24 protein-coding genes and 1 tRNA gene are annotated in these 23123 nt (G+C 56.2%); 14 read left to right on the forward strand and 11 right to left on the reverse strand.

Annotated elements, in window-relative coordinates; genetic code table 11:
• Positions 1-13 precede the first annotated feature (13 nt).
• From rho to QZ298_RS00085, 4 genes are all read left to right on the forward strand, one after another.
• Positions 14-1648, forward strand: a complete 1635-nt coding sequence (gene rho / locus QZ298_RS00070) for a transcription termination factor Rho (protein ID WP_296004443.1) — start codon at positions 14-16, stop codon at positions 1646-1648.
• Between the two features lie 11 nt (positions 1649-1659).
• Positions 1660-2430 carry a S1/P1 nuclease gene (locus QZ298_RS00075; RefSeq protein WP_296004444.1) on the forward strand — a complete coding sequence of 257 codons (771 nt, stop codon included), beginning with the start codon at positions 1660-1662 and terminating at the stop codon, positions 2428-2430.
• 226 nt (positions 2431-2656) lie between these two features.
• Complete coding sequence (locus QZ298_RS00080; RefSeq protein ID WP_296004445.1) at positions 2657-3208, forward strand: DUF488 family protein; 552 nt, start codon at positions 2657-2659, stop codon at positions 3206-3208.
• A gap of 11 nt (positions 3209-3219) precedes the next feature.
• Positions 3220-3843 carry a hypothetical protein gene (locus tag QZ298_RS00085; protein ID WP_296004447.1) on the forward strand — a complete coding sequence of 208 codons (624 nt, stop codon included), beginning with the start codon at positions 3220-3222 and terminating at the stop codon, positions 3841-3843.
• A gap of 182 nt (positions 3844-4025) precedes the next feature.
• Here QZ298_RS00085 and QZ298_RS00090 read toward each other — a convergent pair whose 3' ends face one another.
• The 6 genes from QZ298_RS00090 to QZ298_RS00115 form a co-directional block, all read right to left on the reverse strand.
• Positions 4026-5084 (reverse strand): peptidoglycan DD-metalloendopeptidase family protein, encoded by a 1059-nt coding sequence (locus tag QZ298_RS00090; protein ID WP_296004449.1) that lies wholly within the window; start codon positions 5082-5084, stop codon positions 4026-4028.
• Positions 5085-5091: 7 nt separating this feature from the next.
• Positions 5092-5664, reverse strand: a complete 573-nt coding sequence (locus tag QZ298_RS00095) for a DUF3109 family protein (RefSeq protein ID WP_296004451.1) — start codon at positions 5662-5664, stop codon at positions 5092-5094.
• On the reverse strand, positions 5661-6650 hold the full coding sequence (locus tag QZ298_RS00100; protein WP_296004453.1) for a D-alanine--D-alanine ligase: 990 nt from the start codon (positions 6648-6650) through the stop codon (positions 5661-5663). Before QZ298_RS00100 ends, QZ298_RS00095 begins: the two co-directional genes overlap by 4 nt.
• Positions 6647-7456, reverse strand: a complete 810-nt coding sequence (locus QZ298_RS00105; RefSeq protein ID WP_296004455.1) for a nicotinate-nucleotide adenylyltransferase — start codon at positions 7454-7456, stop codon at positions 6647-6649. The genes QZ298_RS00100 and QZ298_RS00105 overlap by 4 nt, the downstream gene beginning before the upstream one ends.
• 2 nt (positions 7457-7458) lie before the next feature.
• Complete coding sequence (gene gmk / locus QZ298_RS00110; protein ID WP_296004458.1) at positions 7459-8022, reverse strand: guanylate kinase; 564 nt, start codon at positions 8020-8022, stop codon at positions 7459-7461.
• A 115-nt stretch (positions 8023-8137) separates the two neighbouring features.
• Entirely contained in the window at positions 8138-8998 is an 861-nt protein-coding gene (locus QZ298_RS00115; protein ID WP_296005120.1) for a YicC/YloC family endoribonuclease, read from the reverse strand.
• Between the two features lie 406 nt (positions 8999-9404).
• On the opposite strand from QZ298_RS00115, the gene serC reads away from it, so the two are divergent.
• The 7 genes from serC to QZ298_RS00150 all read left to right on the forward strand — a co-directional run bounded on the left by serC (position 9405) and on the right by QZ298_RS00150 (position 15837).
• Positions 9405-10478 carry a 3-phosphoserine/phosphohydroxythreonine transaminase gene (gene serC / locus QZ298_RS00120; protein ID WP_296004460.1) on the forward strand — a complete coding sequence of 358 codons (1074 nt, stop codon included), beginning with the start codon at positions 9405-9407 and terminating at the stop codon, positions 10476-10478.
• Between the two features lie 109 nt (positions 10479-10587).
• Complete coding sequence (locus QZ298_RS00125) at positions 10588-11514, forward strand: 3-phosphoglycerate dehydrogenase (RefSeq protein ID WP_296005121.1); 927 nt, start codon at positions 10588-10590, stop codon at positions 11512-11514.
• 79 nt (positions 11515-11593) lie between these two features.
• Positions 11594-12838, forward strand: coding sequence for a DUF1015 domain-containing protein (locus tag QZ298_RS00130; protein WP_296004462.1), 1245 nt, complete (start codon positions 11594-11596; stop codon positions 12836-12838).
• A 345-nt stretch (positions 12839-13183) separates the two neighbouring features.
• The gene (locus QZ298_RS00135) at positions 13184-13411 is read left to right on the forward strand and encodes a ferredoxin family protein (RefSeq protein ID WP_296004464.1); all 228 of its coding nucleotides are present in this window, start codon (positions 13184-13186) and stop codon (positions 13409-13411) included.
• Between the two features lie 4 nt (positions 13412-13415).
• Positions 13416-14510, forward strand: a complete 1095-nt coding sequence (locus QZ298_RS00140; protein ID WP_296004468.1) for a 3-methyl-2-oxobutanoate dehydrogenase subunit VorB — start codon at positions 13416-13418, stop codon at positions 14508-14510.
• Between the two features lie 5 nt (positions 14511-14515).
• On the forward strand, positions 14516-15277 hold the full coding sequence (locus tag QZ298_RS00145; protein ID WP_296004469.1) for a thiamine pyrophosphate-dependent enzyme: 762 nt from the start codon (positions 14516-14518) through the stop codon (positions 15275-15277).
• Positions 15278-15291: 14 nt separating this feature from the next.
• Positions 15292-15837 (forward strand): 2-oxoacid:acceptor oxidoreductase family protein, encoded by a 546-nt coding sequence (locus tag QZ298_RS00150; protein WP_296004471.1) that lies wholly within the window; start codon positions 15292-15294, stop codon positions 15835-15837.
• 62 nt (positions 15838-15899) lie between these two features.
• Here the strand turns inward: QZ298_RS00150 and QZ298_RS00155 are convergent, their stop codons facing one another.
• From QZ298_RS00155 to QZ298_RS00170, 4 genes are all read right to left on the reverse strand, one after another.
• Positions 15900-16877 carry an SPFH domain-containing protein gene (locus QZ298_RS00155; RefSeq protein WP_296004473.1) on the reverse strand — a complete coding sequence of 326 codons (978 nt, stop codon included), beginning with the start codon at positions 16875-16877 and terminating at the stop codon, positions 15900-15902.
• Between the two features lie 3 nt (positions 16878-16880).
• On the reverse strand, positions 16881-17315 hold the full coding sequence (locus QZ298_RS00160; RefSeq protein WP_296004475.1) for an NfeD family protein: 435 nt from the start codon (positions 17313-17315) through the stop codon (positions 16881-16883).
• Positions 17316-17441: 126 nt separating this feature from the next.
• Positions 17442-17834 (reverse strand): hypothetical protein, encoded by a 393-nt coding sequence (locus QZ298_RS00165; protein WP_296004477.1) that lies wholly within the window; start codon positions 17832-17834, stop codon positions 17442-17444.
• A 387-nt stretch (positions 17835-18221) separates the two neighbouring features.
• Positions 18222-19121 carry a DMT family transporter gene (locus tag QZ298_RS00170; protein ID WP_296004479.1) on the reverse strand — a complete coding sequence of 300 codons (900 nt, stop codon included), beginning with the start codon at positions 19119-19121 and terminating at the stop codon, positions 18222-18224.
• Between the two features lie 273 nt (positions 19122-19394).
• Between QZ298_RS00170 and lepA the strand changes: the two genes are divergently transcribed.
• Together lepA and QZ298_RS00180 are read left to right on the forward strand one after the other, a co-directional pair.
• The gene (lepA, locus tag QZ298_RS00175) at positions 19395-21185 is read left to right on the forward strand and encodes a translation elongation factor 4 (RefSeq protein WP_296004481.1); all 1791 of its coding nucleotides are present in this window, start codon (positions 19395-19397) and stop codon (positions 21183-21185) included.
• Between the two features lie 195 nt (positions 21186-21380).
• Positions 21381-21456, forward strand: a tRNA-Gly gene (locus tag QZ298_RS00180).
• Positions 21457-21564: 108 nt separating this feature from the next.
• Here QZ298_RS00180 and QZ298_RS00185 read toward each other — a convergent pair.
• Positions 21565-22263, reverse strand: a complete 699-nt coding sequence (locus QZ298_RS00185) for a peroxiredoxin (protein WP_296004483.1) — start codon at positions 22261-22263, stop codon at positions 21565-21567.
• A gap of 135 nt (positions 22264-22398) precedes the next feature.
• Between QZ298_RS00185 and QZ298_RS00190 the strand changes: the two genes are divergently transcribed.
• Positions 22399-22938: a ferritin-like domain-containing protein gene (locus tag QZ298_RS00190; RefSeq protein WP_296004484.1), complete on the forward strand. Its 540-nt coding sequence runs from the start codon at positions 22399-22401 to the stop codon at positions 22936-22938.
• Positions 22939-23123: the final 185 nt, after the last annotated feature.

The raw sequence follows: 23123 nt of genomic DNA on the forward strand, positions 1-23123 counted from the left end.
ATCAGAGTTACATATGCAAGATTTGAATGCGCTCCAGGGCAAAAGCATTGCTGAGTTGCGCGAAATAGCCAAGGCGCTTGGGATCGCCGATGTCAGCGTCAAAAAACGCGAATTGCTTGAAAAAATCGCAGTTACTGCCGGCGGCCCGAATCCGGATGCCGTTTCTGCGGCGCCGGAGGTGTCCGATGCACCTGCCGTGCCTGCCCTCCCGGAGCGTACCCGCAAAGGGCGCCGACCGCGTTTGGCCGATACCGATGAGAGTGTGTCCGGCGAGTTGTTCGCACGGGCGGATGCAGAGAGCGATCCCCTGCCGGAGCAGCCGCAGCCGGCGAAGCCTGAGCCAAGCGCCGGAACCGTTGCAGGTGCCCCCGAGCAGCAGGCTCCCAAGCGGCGCGGCCGCAAGCCCAAGGCTGCCGTGCAGGGACAGCCTCAGGCGTCCTCCCAGTCTCAGGCACCCCAGGTGCATGCCGTGCCGCAGGAGCCGTCCCACGAGCATGCCGCCGCCCAGGAGGTTATTACCAAGGACGATTTTGCCGGCGAGATCGAGGGCGAGGGCGTGTTGGAGGTCATGCCCGACGGTTACGGATTCCTCCGTTCGGCCGACTACAATTACCTCAATTCGCCCGACGACATCTACGTGTCGCCGTCGCAGATCAAGTTTTTCGGGTTGAAGCCCGGCGATACGGTCAACGGGGCTATCCGTCCGCCCAAGGAGGGAGAGAAGTATTTTCCGTTGGTGCGTGTGAACGAGATCAACGGGTTGAAGCCCGATTACGTGCGCGACCGTGTGCAGTTCGAGTATATGACGCCGCTCTTTCCGAGCGAGAAATTCTGTCTCACAGGCAACGGACACAACAACATGTCGACCCGTATCGTCGACCTCTTCTCCCCCATCGGCAAGGGACAGCGAGCTTTGATCGTCGCCCAGCCCAAAACCGGTAAGACCATGCTTTTGCAGTCGATCGCCAACGCCATTGCCGACAACCATCCCGAGGTCTACATGATCGTGTTGTTGATCGACGAGCGGCCCGAGGAGGTAACCGAAATGGCGCGCAACGTCAAGGCCGAGGTGGTGGCCTCTACGTTCGACGAGCAGGCGTCGCGTCATGTGAAGGTCGCCGAAATGGTGCTCGACAAGGCCAAGCGCATGGTCGAGTGCGGCCACGACGTGGTTATCTTCCTCGACTCCATTACGCGTCTGGCCCGGGCCTACAATTCCGTGCAGCCTGCTTCGGGCAAGGTCTTGTCGGGCGGTGTGGATGCCAATGCCTTGCATAAGCCCAAACGGTTCTTCGGCGCCGCGCGCAATACCGAGGAGAAAGGCTCCTTGACGATCATCGCCACCGCGTTGATCGATACCGGTTCGAAGATGGATGAGGTAATTTTCGAGGAGTTCAAGGGCACGGGCAACATGGAGTTGCAGCTTGACCGCAAGTTGGCCAACAAGCGTGTCTACCCTGCTGTCGACGTGATCGCTTCCGGCACGCGCCGCGAGGATCTGCTCTTGCCGCGCGAGGTCATGAATCGCACCTGGGTGCTGCGCAAATATCTGTCCGATATGACACCTGTCGAGGCTATGGAGTTTTTGCAGAAGCAGATGGCTTCGACCGACAACAACGAGGAATTCCTCGCAACGATGAACCACTAATCCGATTGATTATGAAAAAGTTATTGGTAATTGCATGCTGCTTGTTGGCTGCGCGCGATGTTCGGGCCTGGGGCCAGAAAGGCCATGATGTCACGGCCTATATCGCCGAATGCAATCTGACGCCCGAGGCCGCTGAAAAGATCGACAAGGTGCTGGGCGGCCATTCGTTGGTCTACTATGCCAATTGGCTCGACAATGCCAGTCATACGCCTGAATATGCCTACTCTGCCACGTGGCATTACCTCAATATCGACGAGGGGCAGACGCTCGAAACAGCGCAGCGCAATCCCGACGGCGATGTGTTGCAGGCGGTTACCGATGTGGTCGGAAAGCTCAAGAGCGGCAAGCTGCCGCCCGAGGAGGAGACCTTGGCGCTCAAGATGTTGATCCACTTGGTCGGCGACATGCACTGCCCCATGCACACCGGGCGGTTGAGCGATCGTGGCGGCAACCGGCGTCCCGTGACGATGTTTTCCGAGACTGCGAACCTACACTCCGTTTGGGATTCGGCGCTTCCCGAGGCGGCCCATCGCTGGAGTTACACCGAGTGGCAGGAGCAGATCGACCGCTTGTGCGACGACGAGGCGATGCTCGTGCAGGCCGGCGAACCGCAGGATTGGCTTGTCGAGACGCACGAAATTTGCAAGGAGGTTTACGATTTCACGCCCGAGGGAGCCAAGATTTCGTACGACTACGTGGCCAAGTATGCGCCCGTCGTCGAGCAACAGTTCCTGCGCGGCGGCTTGCGTCTGGCCCGCTTGTTGAACGAAATCTATCGTTAAGTTCGGCATCCTCGCCGACCGTTCGATTCTTGCCCTGCGAAAAGCAGGGCTTTTTTGTGTCTTGTTCGGAATGTCAAGGTATTTGCCGGTAGTTTCTATTCCGGTTTTGTTCGGGCTATGGTCTAATTTTGTATATTTAACTTCATTCAAGATACTCTCGCTCGGCAAAATGCAAGCGAGCTTGCTTTTACCCTCGTTTATTCGTATATTTGAGTCTGATTTCGGTATGGTTTCGACGATCTATTCGATAGGCCACGGCAACAAGCCGATCGGCGAGTTTCTGGAAGAGTTGGCGGGCTTCGGCATCGCCTACCTTGTGGATGTGCGGTCGCGTCCCTACTCGAAGTGGAATCCCGATTTCAACCAGGAGCCTTTGCGCCGGGTGTTGAAGGAGCATGGCATCGTTTACGGATTCATGGGCGATGCGCTGGGCGGGGTGCCTGCCGACCGTTCGTTTTACGATGCCGAGGGGCGGATCGAGTACGAGACCCTGAAGAAGTCCTCCGTTTTCATGGAGGGGCTGGAGCGTATATATAAGGCCGCTTCGCAGCAGTGCAAAACCGTCTTGATGTGCAGCGAGACCGACCCGGCGCAATGTCATCGCAGCAAGTTGATCGGCGCCGCGTTGCTTGACCGCTATCGTGTTTCGGTCAACCACATCGTCGCCCGCGACAGGTGTAAAATCCAGGAGGAGGTCATGGCCGAGGTTACCCGCGGGGCGTCGGTGATCGATCTGTTCGGCAATCCAGTGGCGCTGACTTCCAAAAAGATATATTGAGCGATCGCACCATGACCCAAGTCCTCGTCATCTCCAAAACGCACATGCGCTCCGAATACTGCATCGGCGGTGTCTTTACCGACGGGCGTTTCGTCCGGTTGTTGAAGTCCGACGGGCGTAACCAGGATGATGAAGCCTTTTATAGAATAGGTACCTGGTACGATATTGAATACCGCGAGACGGCCCATGTCGAGCCGCCTCATGTCGAAGATATTTTAGTCTTGTCCGCCGTGCCGATCGGTACGATTCCTTGTGCGGATCTCCCGCTCTATCTGGGTAGTAAGTTCGCTCCCGTGGTCTGGCAGGGCGATGCTTCGGTCTTGTTCGACGGATTGCTCAAGCGCAGCGATTCCGGCAGTGCTTATATCGACTCCGATGCGATTCCCTCGCGGAGCGTCGGGTTTTGGCGGCCGACGGTCAACCTTTGGATGCAGCGATCCGACATCACGGGACGAGCCAAATATGTTTATGTCGATGGCGACAAGAAATATTGTATTTCGTATGTCGGGTTGCTGCCTCCCGTACTTCAGATTCCTGCCGGTACTTTGGTGCGGGTTTCGCTGGCGCGTTGGTGGCGCAAGGACGATTCCGTCGAAAAACGCTGCTATCTCCAGATTTCCGGCTGGTATTTCTGATGGTCCTGCGGCAGCTCCCGGAACTACTCGATTCGCCCGGCGGTTCTTAACTTCTGCGGACTTTGTGCGGTGCGCATCGGTGGATGTACGATATATCTGCGAATGAGTGACCATCCGCTTGGTGCGCGTTACCTATTTTACCCACAGCGGTTTCCCGGTGCGTCTGCTTGGTGGTCTGTCACTTATCTTACCCGCAACGTCCGTCCGGCACGCAGGACGTTGGTCGATTGCATGCCGTTCAGCCGGCAGATCGCCGCCACCGTCGTGCCGTAGCGGCGGGCTATGGTGCTCAACGTCTCTCCCGAACGCACCGTGTGGTAGCGCATGGATTCTTTTTCCGCGTGTTCGAGTTTGTCTTGTTCTTCGTTGGCTATTTCGTCATCGAAGTCCTGGCCTGCGTTCGAGTGGATGCTGAAATACGATTTTTTCAGCAAGAATGTCTCGTGGTTCAGCGTGCCGTTCGCGAAGTCGATCAGGCGTTCCGGGTCGAACGACTGGCCGTAGTAGCGGGTTTCGTAGTGCAGGTGCGGCCCTGTCGAGCGACCTGTCGAGCCGCCCAGTCCGATGATCTGGCCTGCCTCGACCCATTGTCCCGCCGCTACCATGCGTTCCGAGAGGTGGCCGTAGTAGGTCTCCAGGCCGTTGTCGTGGCGGATGATGACCAGATGGCCGTAGCCGCCCGTGTTGTATTGCGAGATGCGCACCCGGCCGCAGAACGTCGCATAGATCGGGTCGCCGGTTTTCAGCGGCAGGTCGATGCCGTGGTGCTGGCGCGCGCGCCGCGGGCCGTATTTGCCGCGGGGATTCACGGGCGCTTGGTAAGGGCAATGGTAGCTTTTGGTCGAGTCGATCAGGTCGATTACCACCGATTGCGGCATGACCGACATGTCCACTTCGCGATAAGGGAAAAGCCTCTGCGTGTCCCAGTATTTTTCGAATACCGTGCTGTCTTTCGCAACCTCGCGGTTACGCACATATTTCCATTTGTTGTTGTTGTAGAGCACGACCAGCAGGGCGTCGTTGCCCGACGGCAGCGTGTCGACCACCGCCACGTCGTTGGTGTCGAATATCGAGTGTATCTGCTTGCGTTCGAGCCGCAGGCGGAGCGCTGCCAGCGAGTCTGCGGTAACCAGTTCGTCCGGGGTCAGAGCTGCGAATTGCAGCGTGTCGGCCTGCGGTTCCTGGGCCGGAGCCGGGGATGCCAGAAAGACTGCGAGCAGGGGAAGAACGAGTTTTTTCATAGGAATGTCATTGTTTTTTCAGCAGCGTTTCGGCTTCTTCGAGTGCCCGGTAGAACGCTTCGCCGAAGCGGCGGACGAGGGGTTCCTTGAGCGCTTTGTATACGGGCAGGCCCAATTTGCGGCCACAGTCGCGCGCACCGGCGCAAACCGACCAGCGGTGGTAGTTCAGCCCTACGCTGCCGTTCGAGAAGTGCATCAGCCGGATCGGGTAAAGATGGCATGATATGGGCTTGCGGAAGCCGGTGCGCCCTTCGGCCCACGCCTTTTCGATGGCGCAGAGCGTCACGCCGTTTTCTTGGTAGGCATAGGCGCACTCCGCGTCGTCGACGAGCGGCGTCGTATAGTCGCCGTCGTCGTCCACCACCATGAATCCTTGGTGTTCGACGGCTTCGATGCCCGCAGGCGTCATGTAGGGTTTGTAGTTGGGGTATTCGCGTTCCAGGGTCTCTACTTCTTCGATTTCGAGCGGCGCTCCTGCGTTGCCCTCCACGCAGCAGATGCCCTTGCACTGCCCGAGGTCGCAGGCGAAGCATTCGCGCAGCAGGTCGGCGCTCACGATTTTGTCGTCGATCTCGATCATTTGCGGTAGGTGTCGGCGATGATGAGATCGTAGAGCTGGCCCATGGTCATTCCCATAGACCTTACCTGCTTGGGGACGATGCTGCCCGGACTCATGCCCGGGATGGAGTTCAGCTCGATGAAGTAGGGTTTCCCCTCCGGCGTGACGATGAAATCCACGCGTACGACGCCCCGGCAGCGGCATGTGCGGTAGGCTTCCAGCGTCATGCGGTTGAGCAGGGTCTTTATTTCCGGGGCGATGTCCGCCGGAGTGATTTCGTCCGAGAATCCTGCCGTGTATTTGGCTTCGTAGTCGAAGAAATCTTTTTTCGAGACGATTTCGGTAATGGGAAAAACATATTCCTTGCCCGCGGCGATCATTACGCCGCAGCCCATTTCGCGGCCCGTTATGCACTCTTCGATCAAGATTTCGTCGCTTTCCGTAAAGGCTGTGGCGATCGCGGCCTCCAGTTCCTCCGCCTTGCGGACTTTCGTCACTCCGAACGACGAGCCGCTCGCATTGGGTTTCACGAAGAGCGGCAGCCCCAGTTCGCCCACGATCGACATTGCGTCCCATGCTTCGCCGCGTCGCAGGAAGCGTTCGCGGGCCAGGTTGATGCCGCGTCCGGCCAGCGTGCGTTTGGTCGTGATCTTGTCGAAAGTAATGACCGACGAGGTCATCGAGCACGACGAATACGGAATGCCCATCATGTCTAAGTAGCCTTGCAGCCGTCCGTCTTCTCCCGGCGTGCCGTGGATGACGATCAGTGCGTAGTCGAATTCCTTGCGCGCTCCCTCGACCGTCAGCGAGAAGTCGTTTTTGTCCAGCTGCCATGTGCGGCCGTCGGGTGCCGTGTAGTGCCAGTCGCGGCCGTGCAGGTCGATCAGCGTGATGTCGTATTTGTCGTGGTCGAGCGCCGCGTCGATCTGCGCCGCGCTCTGCAGGGCGATCTCCCGTTCGGAGGAGTCGCCGCCGGCCAGAAGCGCTATTTTCAGTCTCTCGTTCATGGGTTGTATATGTCTTTGTATCTGAAAGCCAGAATTTCTTGAATCATGCCGATGAATTCGCGCGCCTCCTTGTGTTCGGGGTCGATGCGAAGCACGGCGTTGAAGTCGTTGAGCGCCGCACCCCACCCGTTCATCCGGTAGTGCAGGCGCCCCCGTTCGAGCAGCAGCGCCGTGTTCTCCGGGTCGTCCGCAAGGGCTGCGTTCAGCGTCGCCATGCGGCTGGCCGGCGTCCATAGTCCTTTGCGGCGGATGTATTCGGCTACGCCCGGCGCCAGCATCCGCGCGGTATCTTCGCCCCGTTCGATGGCCGCACGTACTTCCGTCGACGAGAAGTCCTGCAAGGGGGCATCTTCCAGCAGCGCGATGCGGTCGAGAAACCGCTCTACCCTCTCGCCGCGCCGCGGATAGACGCAGAGCGGATATTCGAGCACCTTGTCGTACTCTTTCCAGCCGTCGAGCGCCGCGATCTGGTCGCTGCCCATGAGGATCGAGAACCGCATTTCGTGGCCGCACGTCTCCTCTAAATAGTGCAGCGTGTCGATCGTGTACGACGGCCGGGGCAGCATGAACTCGATGGCCGAGGGTTTGATCCGCTCCGGGTATTTCGATGCCGCGCAGGCGATTTCCGCCATTTCGAACCGGTCGATTTCCGGCGCCAGGGCAGTTGCGGTCTTGTAGGGGCTTTGCGGCGAGACGATCAGCACCGTTTCGTCGGCCAGATCATGCTCTATGATATATTCGGCCAACGCGATGTGGCCTTTGTGCACCGGGTTGAACGACCCGAAATAGAGCATCGTCCGTTTCATCGTCAGCAGCCGATGAAGTTTCCGACCAGTTCGCAGACTTCCGCCACGGCATCTTCCAGCCGGTCGTTGACTACGATGTGGTCGAACCCGGGAGCTTTAGTCAGCTCGAATTCGGCTTTGGCCACCCGCCGGTCGATCACGTCCGGGGCGTCGGTGCCGCGGGCTTCGAGACGGCGGCGCAGCTCGTCGATCGACGGAGGCATAACGAAGACCGCACAGGCATCGGCGCCGAAGAGCCGCTTGAGGTTCAGCCCGCCGATCACGTCCACGTCGAACGCGATCGCATGCCCTTTTTGCCAGATGCGCTCCATTTCGCTTCGCAGCGTGCCGTAGCACGTGCCCTGGTAGACTTCCTCCCACTCCACGAAGCGGTTGTCGGCCACGGCCTGCATGAATTGTTCGTGCGTGAGGAAATAGTAGTCTTCGCCGTCGCGTTCGGTGCCGCGCGGAGCGCGGCTCGTTGCCGAGATCGAAAATTCCACCTGCGGATAGCGCGCCAGCAGGTGCCGAACGATCGTTGTCTTGCCCGAACCGCTCGGTGCCGAGAATATGATGACTTTGCCCACTTTGATTCGAGGTAAAAAATTATAAATGTGAAAGTTGAAAAGTGAAAAGTATTTTTCTTCCGGCGGTTCCGGGGTTCGGCCCCTGCCTTTCACTTTCCACCTTTAACCTTGCACTTTATAAAATATTGAGTACTTGTTCTTTGATTTTTTCCAGTTCGTCTTTCATCTTTACCACCAGAATCTGGATGTTCGTTTCGTTGGCTTTCGATCCCATGGTGTTGATTTCGCGTCCCATTTCCTGGGCGATGAATCCCAGTTTGCGGCCGGCGCCTTCTTCCTGAGCCGCCACTTCGCGGAAGTAGTTGCAGTGGTTCGTCAGGCGCACCTTTTCTTCGGTAATGTCCAATTTTTCCAGATAGAAGATCATCTCCTGCTCCAGCCGGTTGCGGTCTACTTCCGTGTTCAACTTGGCCAGGTTCTCCAGAATCCGGGCCTTGACGTTCTCCGTGCGGGCTTGCTCGTAGGGCGTTACCTCGTTCTTATATTGTTCGATCAGATCGACCCGGCGCAGCAGGTCGGCGATCAGGGTCGCCCCCTCCTGCATGCGGAAAGCATCCAGCTTCGCGGCAGCGGCTTTCGTGGCTGCGAGCAATGCCGCATGTTCTTCGTCGCTGATCGCTTCGGCCTCCGTGGCCACCACTTCGGGCAGCCGCATGATCGTCGGCACCAAGGTGTCATAGCCGGTTTCGATGCCGGCATGCTTCAGCGTGTCGGTCATCTGGTTGAGATATTCGCGGAACAGCTCCCGGTTGATCCGGGCCGGCGTCTCCACGGTGCGGTTTTCTACCGTTACCGATACGTCGACCTTGCCGCGCACCAGCGTGCGGGCGATCGAGGTGCGGATGTCGTATTCCGATTGGCGGTAGACCGCCGGAAGCCGCAGGTTCAGGTCGAGCTGCTTGGAGTTCAACGAACGGATTTCGACCGTTATCTTCTTGTTTTTCAGCGTGGCTTCGCCTTTGCCGAAGCCGGTCATCGATTTTGTCATCATACCCTGTGCGCTTTGTTCGCCGTGGTCTCCCCGTGCCTTTGTCCCGGTTCTCCGGGAACGGCCTGCGGGGCGGTTTGTCCGGCGCAAAAATAATAAAAACAAGGGAACTATCTGCATGTTTGTCCGGAAAACCTCCGATTTTCGAGGATGGGCCAGGGATGTGTGGTGTGTTTCGTGGTTTTCGGGCGCGGCGCCCCGCTTCGGGCTGTTCGGCAACTTGTATTTGCGAGAAAGAAAGGGCATTTCGGGCGGGACGTCGTGCGATCGGCCCCGAATAGAAATGATTATTCCGAAATTTATTTGGCAACTTGTTGGTTTTCCGAAAATATTTTGTCTATATTTGTGTTAGCAAACTAACAACGCATCGAATCATAAACATTCCATACCGATCATGAAGAAGCACAATTTCAATGCAGGGCCATCCATACTGCCCGACGAGGTAATTTCCAATGCAGCCCAAGCCATCGTGGACTTCAACGGCTCCGGCCTGTCGGTGCTCTCGATTTCGCACCGCACGAAAGATTTCGACGACGTGATGGCCGAGGCCGACAAGCTCTTCCGCGAGTTGCTCGCCATTCCCGACAACTACAAGATTTTTTACTTGGGCGGCGGCGCCAGCACCTTATTCTTCGAGGTGGCGGCCAACTTCCTCGGTAAGAAAGCCGGCTACGTCAATACGGGCGTCTGGTCGAAGAAGGCTATCAAGGAGGCCAAGCGTTACGGCGAGGTCGAAGTGCTCGCATCGTCCGAGGATCGCAACTTTACCTACATTCCCAAGGGTTTCGCCATTCCCGCCGACCTCGACTATCTGCACATCACGACCAACAACACCATCTACGGCACTGAATACCACGAGGATATCTCCTCGCCCGTGCCTCTGATCGCCGACATGTCGTCCGACATCCTGTCGCGTCCGGTCGATGTTTCGAAATACGCCATGATCTACGGCGGTGCGCAGAAGAACCTGGCACCCGCGGGCGTCTCTTTCGTCATCATCCGTGAGGATATGCTCGACAAGATCGTGCGCGACCTGCCTACGATGGTTTCGTTCCGTACGCACGTCGACAACAATTCGATGTTCAATACCCCGCCCGTTTTCCCCATCTATGTGTTGATGGAGACGCTGCGGTGGCTGAAGAAGATCGGCGGCGTTCAGGAGATTCATCGTCGCAATGTCGCCAAGGCCGAGCTGCTCTACAACGAGATCGACCGCAACCCCTTGTTCCGCGGTACGGTCGAAAAGGAGGATCGCTCGTTGATGAACATCTGCTTTGTCATGGCCGACGGCTACGAGGAGCTGGCGCCCGAGTTCATGGAGTTCGCCAAGGCGCGCGGCATGGTCGGCATCAAGGGCCATCGTCTGGTCGGCGGCTTCCGTGCTTCGTGCTACAACGCCCTGCCCATCGAGAGCGTTCAGGCTTTGGTCGATTGCATGCAGGAGTTCGAGAAGCAGCACGTAAAGTAGCCCGATGGCCTACCAGTTCAAGATTCCCACGGCCTACAGCGCCCTCACGGGCGAAGTGACCGCATGGGAGCAAACCGAATTACAGGAAACCACAACATTGAAACACACCATGAAAATATTGGTTGCCACCGAAAAGCCCTTTGCCAAAAAGGCCGTCGAGGGAATTCGCGGAATCGTCGAGGATGCGGGCTATGAACTCGCCCTGCTCGAAAAATACACCGACAAGGCCGAACTGCTGACCGCCGTGGCCGATGCCGACGCATTGATCGTGCGCAGCGACAAGGTTACCGCTGAAGTGATCGACGCAGCGAAGAACCTCAAGATCGTGGTTCGTGCCGGTGCCGGTTACGACAACGTCGATTTGGCCGCCGCATCGGCCCGCGGTATCGTCGTGATGAATACTCCCGGGCAGAATTCCAATGCCGTGGCTGAATTGGCCGTGGCGATGATGATCTTCATGGCCCGCAACCGTTTCACGCCCGGCACCGGATCGGAAATCCAGGGCAAGACCCTCGGCATCCATGCCTACGGCAACGTCGGCCGTCTGGTCGGCCGCAAGGGCAAGGCGCTCGGCATGCGGGTTGCAGCGTTCGATCCGTTCATTACCGATCCGGAGGTTTTCAAGGCCGACGGCGTGGAGCAGGTCGGTTCCGTCGAGGAGCTTTACAAGGTTTCCGACTTTTTGTCGCTCCACATTCCTGCGACGCCCCAGACCAAGGGTTCGATCGGTTATGATCTGTTGATGTCGATGCCCAAAGGGGCTACGTTGGTAAATACCGCCCGCAAGGAAGTGATCGACGAGGAGGGATTGATGCGTGCCTTGACCGAGCGCGAGGATTTGAAGTATGTTACCGACATCGCGGCCGCCATCCAGCCCGAGTTGGACGAGAAGTTCGGCAAGCGGGTCTTCGCTACCGCCAAGAAGATGGGCGCCGAGACCGCAGAGGCCAACCTCAATGCCGGACTGGCCGCCGCACGGCAGATCGTCGATTTCTTCAAAAACGGCAACACCCGTTTCCAGGTAAACAAGGCGTAGGTGCCGGTCGTTCGGGAACGATTTTTTCGGGCATTTGCATGTAGTTGTTGAAACAAATCTTTAAATAGTTGAATACATTATGGTTAGAATCAAACCTTTCCGTGCCGTTCGTCCTCCCCGGGAGCATGCTGCCGAGGTGGCGTCGCGTCCTTACGACGTTTTGAATTCCGCCGAAGCTAAGAACGAGGCCACGGAGCGGTCGTTGTTGCATATCATCAAGCCCGAAATCGACTTCGAGCCGATCGCCGACGAGCATTCGCAGCAGGTTTACGACAAAGCCGTCGACAATTTCCGCCGTTGGCGCGAACAGGGATGGTTGCAGCAAGACCCCGAAGAATATTATTACATCTATGCCCAGACCATGGAAGGTCGTACGCAGTACGGTCTGGCCATGTGCTGCCACTTCGAGGATTATCTTTCGGGCGCCATCAAGAAGCATGAGTTGACGCGCCCCGACAAGGAGGAGGATCGCATGATCCACGTCCGCAACCAGCAGGCCAACATCGAACCCGTCTTCTTTGCCTATCCCGACAATGCTGAAATCGACGCCATCGTCGCCGGGGTTGTCAAGGAGAGCGCTCCCGAGTACGATTTCACGGCCGCCGACGGCTTCGGCCATCAGCTGTGGGTAATTCGCGACCGCAAGACCAACGACCGCATTACCGAAATTTTCAAGGGCATTCCGGCGCTCTATGTTGCCGACGGCCACCATCGCACCGCCGCCGCCGCCCGTGTGGGTGCCGAGTGCAAGTCGAATAATCCGGGCCATTGCGGCGAGGAAGAGTATTGCTACTTCCTGGCCGTCACGTTCCCGGCCGGTCAGTTGCGCATCATCGATTACAACCGTGTGGTCAAGGATCTCAACGGACTCACGCCCGCCCAACTGCTCGACAAACTTCGCGAAAACTTCGTAGTCGAGGAGAAAGGGGCCGACGAGTACCGCCCTGTGGCCCTGCACAATTTCTCCATGTATCTGGATGGCAAATGGTATAGCCTCACGGCCAAGCCGGGTACCTACGACGACAACGACCCGATCGGGGTGTTGGACGTGACGGTGCTTTCTAACCTTGTGCTCGACAAGATTCTCGACATCAAGGATTTGCGCACCTCCAAGCGCATCGACTTCGTGGGCGGTATCCGCGGTCTGGGCGAGTTGAAGCGGCGCGTCGACAGCGGCGAGATGCAGGCGGCTTTTGCCCTCTACCCCGTTTCGATGCAGCAGCTCATCAACATTGCCGACACGGGCAACATCATGCCGCCGAAGACTACTTGGTTCGAACCGAAGCTCCGTTCGGGCGTCGTGATCCATAGTTTCGAGAAATAAACGAAACTGATCTGTAATAAAAGAGGAGGAACGGAGTTTTTACTTCGTTCCTCTCTTTTTCTGCGTCAGGTATTGTAGGTTGGGCCGGTTTCTTCGAAGGCATTATAAACCGGTCGTTTTTAGAGACTATCGGCGTTTTGTCGAAAAGATGTTCGATCGAACCGATTAAAAGCAGATTCAGGCGCAATGATAGAAAATTCTTATTGCAGTCTTCGATGCTTTGTTTCAAAGAATCTTGTTTTTCGATCGGGGCGCTTGTTTGAGGGACGAAAAACTTTCGGCTAAACATTCGGAATGATGGAAAAAATATTTATATTTGTTACCGAATACTAATTTTTCGGTAGCATGGCTAAAATCAAAGGTACGATCGTTGTCGACCTGGAGCGTTGCAAGGGTTGCGGGGTCTGCGTGGCTTCGTGTCCGTGCAAGGTTTTGGAGTTGTCGGCCGAAGTCAACAGCAAGGGGTACCCCGTGGCCCGCATGGCCGATCCCGACGCTTGTACGGGGTGTGCGTCGTGTGCGGTAATCTGCCCCGACAGCGTTATTACGGTTTATCGTCAAAAATTCGAATAGGACTATGGCAGAGAAAGAGGTCAAGTTGATGAAAGGCAACGAAGTGATCGCCCATGCTGCGATCCGTTACGGTTGCGACGGTTACTTCGGCTACCCCATCACGCCGCAGTCCGAAGTGATGGAGACTTTGATGGAGTTGAAGCCTTGGGAGACCACCGGCATGGTCGTTTTGCAGGCCGAATCCGAGATTTCGTCCATCAATATGGTTTACGGCGGCGCTGCAACCGGCAAACGGGTCATGACGTCGTCGTCCAGCCCCGGCATTTCGTTAATGGCCGAGGGGATCAGTTATCTGGCTGGCGCCGAGTTGCCGTGCCTGATCATCAATTGCCAGCGCGGCGGCCCCGGTCTGGGCACCATCCAGCCTTCGCAGGGCGATTATTTCCAGGCTGTCAAGGGCGGCGGCCACGGCGACTACAAGTTGATCGTCTTCGCGCCCAATTCCGTGCAGGAGATGCACGACCACGTGGCCGAGGCGTTCGATCTGGCGTTCAAGTACCGCAACCCTGCCATGATTCTGGCCGACGGAGCTATCGGGCAGATGATGGAGAAAGTCGTTCTTGCACCCCAGCGTCCCCGAAAGACCGACGAAGAGTTGAAGGCCGAGTACGACGCTTGGGCCGCCATGGGCAAGCCCGCCGGACGCGAGCGCAACGTCGTCACGTCGCTCGAATTGCAGTCCGAGAAGATGGAGATCATCAACCAGCGTTTGCAGGCTAAATATAAGACTCTGGAGGAGAACGAAGTGCGTTTCGAGGCCGTCGAGTGCGACGATTCCGATTATGTGATCGTCGCGTTCGGTTCTTCGGCCCGCATCTGCTCTGCCACCGTCGAGATGGCGCGTGCCGAGGGTTTGAAGGTCGGGTTGCTGCGTCCCATCACGCTCTACCCCTTTCCTACGCGGCAGATCGCCGAGCTGGCCGCACGCGGCGTGAAAGGTTTTCTTTCCGCCGAGTTGAACGCCGGGCAGATGGTCGAAGACGTGCGGTTGGCCGTGGGCGGCAAGGCTCCCGTCGAGCACTACGGACGTCAGGGCGGCATGATGTTCAACCCCGACGAGGTTTTGGCCGCACTCAAGGATAAACTGATTAAAAAGTAAGGATCATGGCAGAGGTTGAAATCAAGCAGGAGAATCTGGTTTACGCCAAACCGGAACTCATTACCGATAATGTCATGCACTATTGCCCCGGATGCAGCCACGGTACGGTGCACAAACTCATCGCCGAGGTCATCGTCGAGTTGGGATTGGCCGACAAGACCGTGGGCGTTTCGCCTGTCGGGTGTTCGGTGTTCGCCTACAATTATATCGACATCGATTGGATCGAGGCTGCCCACGGGCGAGCTTTGGCCGTCGCTACGGCCGTCAAGCGTCTCAAGCCAGGCACGATGGTCTTTACCTACCAGGGCGACGGCGACCTTTCGGCCATCGGTACGGCCGAGTCGATCCATGCTGCCGCCCGCGGCGAGAATGTCGTGGCGATCTATATCAACAACGCCATCTATGGTATGACCGGCGGTCAGATGGCTCCCACCACCCTGCTGGGTATGAAGACCGCCACCACGCCCTATGGACGCGATCCGCGTTTGAACGGTTACCCCTACAAGATCGCCGAAATGATGGCCCACCTCGAAGGAGCGACCTACATCACGCGTCAGAGCGTCCACAAGCCCGCCAATGTGCGCAAGTGCAAAGCCGCCATCAAAAAGGCGTTCCAGCGGGCCATGGACGGCAAGGGCTTCTCGCTCGTCGAGGTCGTGTCGACCTGCAACAGCGGTTGGAAGCTCTCGCCCGTCGCTTCGAACGAGTGGCTGGAGCAAAACATGTTGCCCTTCTACCCCCTGGGTGACATCAAAGTGGTTGAATAAGTGCGCAGACGATTATGAAAGAGACATTGATTATAGCAGGCTTCGGCGGCCAGGGCGTCCTCTCGATGGGCAAGATTCTGGCTTACTCCGGCGTGATGCAGGATTTCGAGGTTACATGGATGCCGTCGTACGGCCCCGAGATGCGCGGCGGTACGGCCAACGTTACCGTGATTCTCTCCGACCGGAAGATTTCATCGCCCATCGCCCATGAATTCGATACGGCGATCATCCTCAATCAGCAGTCGATGGAGAAGTTCGAGCCGATGGTCAAGCCCGGTGGCGTGTTGATCTACGATACCAACGGCATCACGCGTCATCCCGTGCGGGAGGACATCTCGGTTTTCGCCATCGACGCTACGGCCGAATGCGCCCGGCTCGGACAGGCCAAATTGTTCAACACCATGATTTTGGGCGGTTATCTCAAGGTGTGTCCCGTTGTCGATATGCAGAACGTCATGATCGGACTGAAGAAGTCGTTGCCCGAGCGTGCATGGAAGATGCTCCCCGACAACGAAAAAGCCATCGTTCACGGCGGCGAGATCATCCGGAAGATAAGATAAGAGCCGTTCTTATTGAAAAAAAAGCAGCCCGACGATTTTTCGTCGGGCTGCTTTTTTGGGGCTTATTTATTAAATAAGTCTTTGATACATCCGATCGAACTCAATACGGAGGATGCGTCGTATGGCAGGTAGACGGTCTTGTTGTCTTTGCCGCTGACCATTTCCTTTAAGGTCGATATGTATTTGTCGGCCAGCATGTAGTTGGCCGGGGCCATTTGCGAGCCTTGGATCGCGGCGCTTATGCGGGTAATTGCCTCGGCTTCGGCTTTGGCCTGTGCGATTTTGGCTTCGGCGATACCTTCGGCTTTCAGAATCTGCATCTGCTTTTCGGCTTCCGCCTTGTTGATCTGCGCTTCTTTTTCGCCTTCGGATTTCAGAATGGCGGCTTCTTTGGCACCCCGGGCTTCGAGTACTTTGGCCCGGCGTTCCCGTTCGGCCTGCATCTGCTGCTCCATGGCATTGCGGACGCTTTCGGGCGGCGTGATGTCCTGAAGCTCTACCCGATTGACCTTTACGCCCCATTTGTTGGTGGCGTCGTCCAGCACGGCGCGCAGTTTCGAGTTGATCGTGTCGCGCGAAGTCAGGGTTTCGTCCAGCTCCAGTTCGCCGATCACATTACGCAATGTCGTTTGGGTAAGTTTTTCGATGGCATTGGGCAGATTGTCGATTTCGTAGACCGCCTTGACCGGATCGACGATCTGGAAATAGAGCAGCGCGTTGATCGTCGTCGTCACGTTGTCTTTGGTAATCACGCTCTGACTCGGAAAGTCGTATACTTGTTCGCGCAGGTCGATTTTCGTGGATTCTTTGATTACCACATGGCTATTGTATTCGCTGCTTTCTACCGGATATCTTACGCGGATGACCCGTGCCTTGTCCAGAATGGGCCAGATGATGTTGATTCCTGAGGGAAGCGTTCTGTGGTATTTTCCCAGCCGTTCGATGATTTTCGTTTCGGATTGCGGAATGATTTTGAATCCGATAAGCACGCAGATGCCTGTCAGGAGTGCAAATAGAAACAGGATGATTAGGATTCCCATGATCTAAATTTGTTTTACGGTTAGTATGATGCTGTCGATTTTCGTTATCGTCACACGGCTGCCTTTGACGATCGTGGTGTTGTCTTCGGCAGTTGCTTTCCAGTCGTCGCCGTCGATGGCCACTCTTCCGGTTCCGGAGCGGCTGTCGATGGTTTCGGATACGATGGCATGACGTCCTATCAGTGCTTCGGCATTCGTTTTTACTGCGGTGCTTCGGTGGTAGAAAAATTTCAGCAACAGGGGGCGTATGGCGACGAATGCCACCAGGGTGCATATGGAAAACCACAAAAGTTGCATCTTGACATTCGCATCGCAGGCGCTCGCTATGGCGCTTCCCATTGCGCCGAAAGCGAAACAGATCACGGCGAATCCGCTGGTAAAGATTTCAATGATTATGAAAATCAGAGCGATGATGATGTAAATGTGCCAAAGTTCCATCTTGTTTGGGGTTAAGAGCCGCTTTTTGTCGTGCGGGTGGGGTTTCTTGGGTAAAGATAGTAATATTCCTCGATATTTTGCTTTATAAAGGGAGCAAAATATCGAGGAATTGTCGGGATGTCCGCCCTATTTTTCGGTCTCCGGTTTTTCGATCGGCTGGAAGTCGATCTGGTAGAATTTGAATTCGGGCTTCATCATGGCGCCCGTCGCGGCGTCGATGCCCCAGCCGAGTATATCGCATAGGTTGATGATCGACACGGCATTGAAATTTTTGTCGATGACGATCGTCTCCGTCTGATACGAGGGGGCTTCGGCTTTTACGATCGTTTCGTCGAATCCGCGTTTGATTTTGGTGGTGTAGGGAAATGTTACGTTGGTGTGTTTGCGGCCGTCGATCGTCAGCGTGGCTTTTTCCTGAATGTCGCTTTCGAAGGTTACGCGGGCCTTGGAGCCGCAGAATACGGTTGCGCAGGAGGTCAGCAAGCCGGCCATGCCAAGAAGAATAAAATAGCGTTTCATTGTTCGGGTTGATGCGTGCCGTGTCCCCGCGGCGGTTTTCGTTTGTCTGTTAAGGTATATAAAAAACGTGGGACAGAACTTTTATTTGTCTTTCGAGGTCTTCGCAATACCTTGCAGCCAAATAAAGAGTAAAGCCCACGCAGAACGTGAGCGTTTACGCCTTACTCTTGGCTGCTTTTGAAAGTTGCGAAGTTTCGAAAGACAAGAAATAAAGCTAACGCTTTTTATATGTTTGTGCTGGCGCTTTTAGTGCGTGGCAGCACGAATGTAAATTCTGAAAATGATTTTATTTTCTCATAGGCAAAATAGGTTTTCTATCGCAAATATAAAGGTTTTTTCTGATTCGTCGGGCTGCCGCACGTAATTTCTGCGGGGCTGTTTTTCGTTTTATCGCGATCCGAGCCACAGAAAGAGCATGCCCAGCAGGATGAAGGCCAGGTCGACCGCTTTCGACCGCAGGTTGCGTTCGTGGAACAGCACGGCCCCGCAGAGGAACGACACCACCACCGATCCGCGGCGGATCATCGACACCACCGAAATCATGGCATCGCTGTCGCTCAACGCCATCAGATAGGCGAAGTCGGCCAGCGACAGGAATATGGATATCAAGGGTATGGCCCAGCTCCAATGGAACGGGGTTGTCGTGCGGCGGCGCGGCCACCACAAGATCGCCACCAGCACGGACATGATCGCGAATTGGTAGAGGTTGTACCAGGCCTGCACGAATACCGGGTCGAGACGCGTCATGATATATTTGTCGTACAGCCCGCTTATCGCACCGGTCACGGCAGACAAAGCTACGAATACGATCCAGATGTTGTGGGCGAAATCTACCCCCTCGCGGCGGCTCGACCGGCTGAGCATGAATAGCGACAGGAGCGCCAGCCCCACGCCGATCCATTGGCAGGCGTTCAGGCGTTCGCTGAACACCAGCATGGCGCCTATGAGCACCATGACCGGACGCGTGGCGTTGATCGGCCCTACGATCGTGATGGGCAGATGTTTGATTCCGAAGTAGCCGAACACCCACGACGTCAGTACGATGACCGATTTGAGCAGCACCAGCGCATGGGCGCTGCACGTGCCCGGCTCCGAGGCCAGCACGGTGCCGTCGAACCACCTCCATCCGCATTCCGCAGCAAGGATCGTCGGCAGAAAAATCAGCGTCGAGAAAAACGTGTTCAGCAGCAGCACCGGCAGCACCGCATTTTCCGTGAGCGCTTTCTTTTTGGCGGCGTCGTAGAGTCCGAGCAGAGCCGCCGAGGCGAACGCAAGAGTCAGCCACATGATTTGTGAAAGTTTTTTGTTCGTTGTCGTCACCCGAACAGAGCGGTCGGGGCGTCGGGCGTGCGGATCGGAAAATCCGGGGCAAAGATAGCGCAAGGCGCGGGCAATCCCAAATTTATTTTCAGTGCAACCGAGTTACGTTTTTTTTGTATGGTTTTCTGTGAAAAATGCGCAACCGATTGACGGAGCTTGTGTTTTGCCATGTGCTGTTCGTTTGTCGCCGCTTTTTTGCAAAATCTTCGTATATTTGCGCACACTTTCGTTTATGACCCGATGAAAAACATCCGCAACTTTTGCATCATAGCCCATATCGACCACGGTAAAAGCACCTTGGCCGACCGTTTGTTGGAGAAGACCAATACCCTGAACCAGCGTGAAATGCAGGCTCAGGTGCTCGACGACATGGACCTCGAACGCGAGAAAGGCATTACTATCAAGAGCCACGCCATCCAGATGGAATATGCGGCGCGCGACGGCCAGCGTTATGTCTTGAATCTGATCGACACTCCGGGCCATGTCGATTTCTCTTATGAGGTGTCGCGGGCCATTGCTTCGTGCGAGGGGGCTTTGCTGGTGGTCGATGCCACGCAGGGCATTCAGGCGCAGACGATCTCCAACCTTTACTTGGCCGTGGGCCACGATCTGGAGATCATCCCCGTGTTGAACAAGATCGATATGGATTCGGCCATGATCGACGAAGTGAAGGATCAGGTCATCGACCTCATCGGTTGCAAGGAGGAGGACATTCTCTTGGCTTCCGGTAAAACGGGTCTCGGCGTCGAGGAGGTGCTCGAAGCCATCGTGCAGCGCATTCCCGCGCCTAAGGGCGACGAGAACGGGCCGTTGCAGGCGTTGATCTTCGACTCGGTGTTCAACCCCTTCCGCGGCATCATCGCCTATTACCGTGTCTTCAACGGCACGATCCGCAAGGGCGACCATGTGAAGTTTTTCAACACCGGCAGCGAATATGATGCCGACGAAATCGGCGTGCTGAAACTCAAGATGCAGCCCCGGCAGGAGATCAAGGCCGGCGACGTGGGTTATATCTGTTCCGGCATCAAGACTTCGGCCGACGTCAAGGTCGGCGATACGATTACCTCCGTCTCGCGGCCGGCCGACGAGGCGATCGCCGGTTTCGAAGATGTGAAGCCGATGGTCTTCGCGGGCGTCTATCCTGTCGAGGCCGATCAGTACGAGGATTTGCGGGCTTCGCTCGAAAAACTCCAGCTCAACGATGCGTCGTTGACTTTCGAGCCGGAAAGTTCGTTGGCGCTGGGCTTCGGATTCCGTTGCGGCTTCCTCGGCTTGCTCCATATGGAGATCATCCAGGAGCGTCTCTACCGCGAGTTCGACATGGATGTCATTACTACCGTGCCCAATGTCTCTTACCGGATTACCACCACGCAGGGCGAGACGCTCGAAGTGCACAACCCGTCGGGACTGCCCGAAATTACCAAGGTTGCCAAGATCGAAGAACCTTATATCTTGGCCCAGATCATTACCAAGTCGGAGTTTCTGGGCAACGTTATCAAACTTTGCATCGACAAGCGCGGTGTGATGAAGAACCAGACTTTCATTACGCAGGATCGTGTGGAGGTCAATTTCGACATGCCCTTGTCGGAGATCGTTTTCGACTTCTACGACAAGCTCAAGAGCCTTTCCAAGGGGTATGCGTCGTTCGATTACCACCGCACAGGCTACCAACTTTCGAAACTCGTCAAATTAGATATTCTGCTCAACGGCGAGCCGGTCGATGCTCTGTCGTCGTTGATCTATGCTGACCATGCCTACGATTTCGGCCGCAAGATGTGCGAGAAGCTCAAGGAGCTGATCCCTCGCCAGCAGTTCGACATCGCCATCCAGGCCGCCATCGGCGCCAAGATCATCGCCCGCGAAACGGTCAAGGCCGTGCGCAAGGATGTGACGGCCAAATGTTATGGCGGCGACATTTCGCGCAAGCGCAAGCTGCTCGAAAAGCAGAAGAAAGGCAAGAAGCGCATGCGTCAGATCGGCAACGTCGAGGTGCCCCAGTCGGCATTCCTTGCCGTGCTGAAGATGGATTGAGTTTGTGGCCATGCGGGGCGATCAAAGGCCCCCGGAACAAACAGGAGAATCGCTGGCAGAGGGAAGTCGAGCAGGAACATAGCTCTCTTTGCCATGTATGCCGTTGGTTGCTGTTGCGAAATTTCGGCGGAACTTAAATTTTTTCTCCCGAAATTTGATTTGTCGGATTTTCCGCGTATCTTTGTTCTTCGAATCGCGGAAGTAGCTCAGTTGGTAGAGCATCAGCTTCCCAAGCTGAGGGTCGCGGGTTCGAGTCCCGTTTTCCGCTCCAAGAAATCGGAGTGTCGCAAGATTTGCAATGCTCCGATTTTCTGTTTGTGCTTCTTTAAAATGTACAATTGCCCCGGCCGATCGGCCGGGGCAATTGTATGAAAAGCGGTTACGCTTCTTCGTAGGCGGCTGCCTTGGTTTTTTCCATCGGCAGCGGCTTGGTGCAGAAATACCATTCGTAGCATTTCATGCCGGGTGCTCCCTGCTCCTGTTGGTTGTAGGTCGCCGGAGCCGGTACGATGATGTCGTCGCCCGGGTGCCAGTCGGCCGGCAGGGCCACTTGGTGTTTGTCGATGGTTTGCAGACCGACCAGCACCCGCTTGAGTTCGTCGAAGTTGCGGCCCAGCTGCATCGGATAGTAGATCACGGCGCGGATCGTGGCCTTGGGGTCGATGAAGAAGACGGCGCGCACGGCGGCCGTCGTCGAGACGCCCGGTTGGATCATGCCGTATTTGTGCGCTACGTCCATCGACATGTCGGCGATGAGCGGGAAGTTCAGTTCGACGTTTTTGTGTCCCTTGAATTCGATTTTGTCGTGGATCGACTTCATCCAGGCTATGTGGCTGGGGTTTGTGCCGACCGAGAGTCCCACCAGCCGGCAGTTCAGGGCTTCGAATTCTTTCTGCATGGCGCCGAAAAGCACGAATTCCGAGGTGCAGATCGGTGTGAAGTCCGACGGATGGCTGAACAGCACCACCCATTTGCCTTCGAAATCTTCGGGGAAGCGGATTTTGCCCTGGGTCGTTTCGGCTTCGAATGCCGGGGCTTTGTCGCCGATGAGCGGCATGCGGTAGGTTTGATTTTCCATAAGTGTGCAACGATGAATTTTTAAACGCTTTGTCCTTATGCAAATAGAGTGCCCCGGCCGTTCGCCGCATTTGCGGTCGCCATTTGTGGTATGCAATTTGCCGCAGTGCGGATAGGTTTTAATTTTAGGCCACTTATGAAAACGGACAACACCAAAACGACCAAAAACACCGGCACGACCGGTCAGACCGAGTTCCACCGCTTCTTCGTGGAGCAGCTCAAAGACATTTATTGGGCCGAGAAGCATCTGAAAAAGGGCTTGCGCAAGATGCGCCAGGCAGCCACGAGTCCCAACCTCACGGCGGCTTTCGACAAGCACTACAACGAGGGCGACGGACAGATCGCACAGCTGGAGACCATCTTCGAGTTGATGGGCGAGAAGCCCGAGGCCAAGCGTTGCGAGGCGATGGCCGGCTTGCTCCAGGAGGCCGAGGCCATGATTTCCGACACGCAGAAGAACAGTTTCGTCCGCGATGCCGGATTGATCTTGGCCGCCCAGAAGGTCGAGCACTACGAAATCGCCACCTACGGCACGCTCAAGGCCCTGGCCGCCTACTTGCCGGAGAAGAAGGTAAAGCGGATGCTCGAAACGATTCTCGCCGGCGAGAAAAAGACCGACGAAGCACTGACGCGTATGGCCGAAGATTTCGTCAACGAGTGTGCTGCCGTCGAGTAAGTCCACGGCGGATGTCGGTTTCCGGGAGAGGAACTCTTTGTGCAAGAGTTTCTCTCTTTTTTTTGTCGTACGGCAGGCTTGTCTTCCCTTTCCCGGCGGGGTGTGTCAGTTAAATGCGAATATGTTTGTTTTTGCGCTCTACTTGCGTTATCTTTGTTCGATTATTTATTGGCCGAACAAGTAAA

Origin of the sequence: uncultured Alistipes sp., assembly GCF_910580175.1 — a bacterium.
Lineage (GTDB): Bacteria > Bacteroidota > Bacteroidia > Bacteroidales > Rikenellaceae > Alistipes.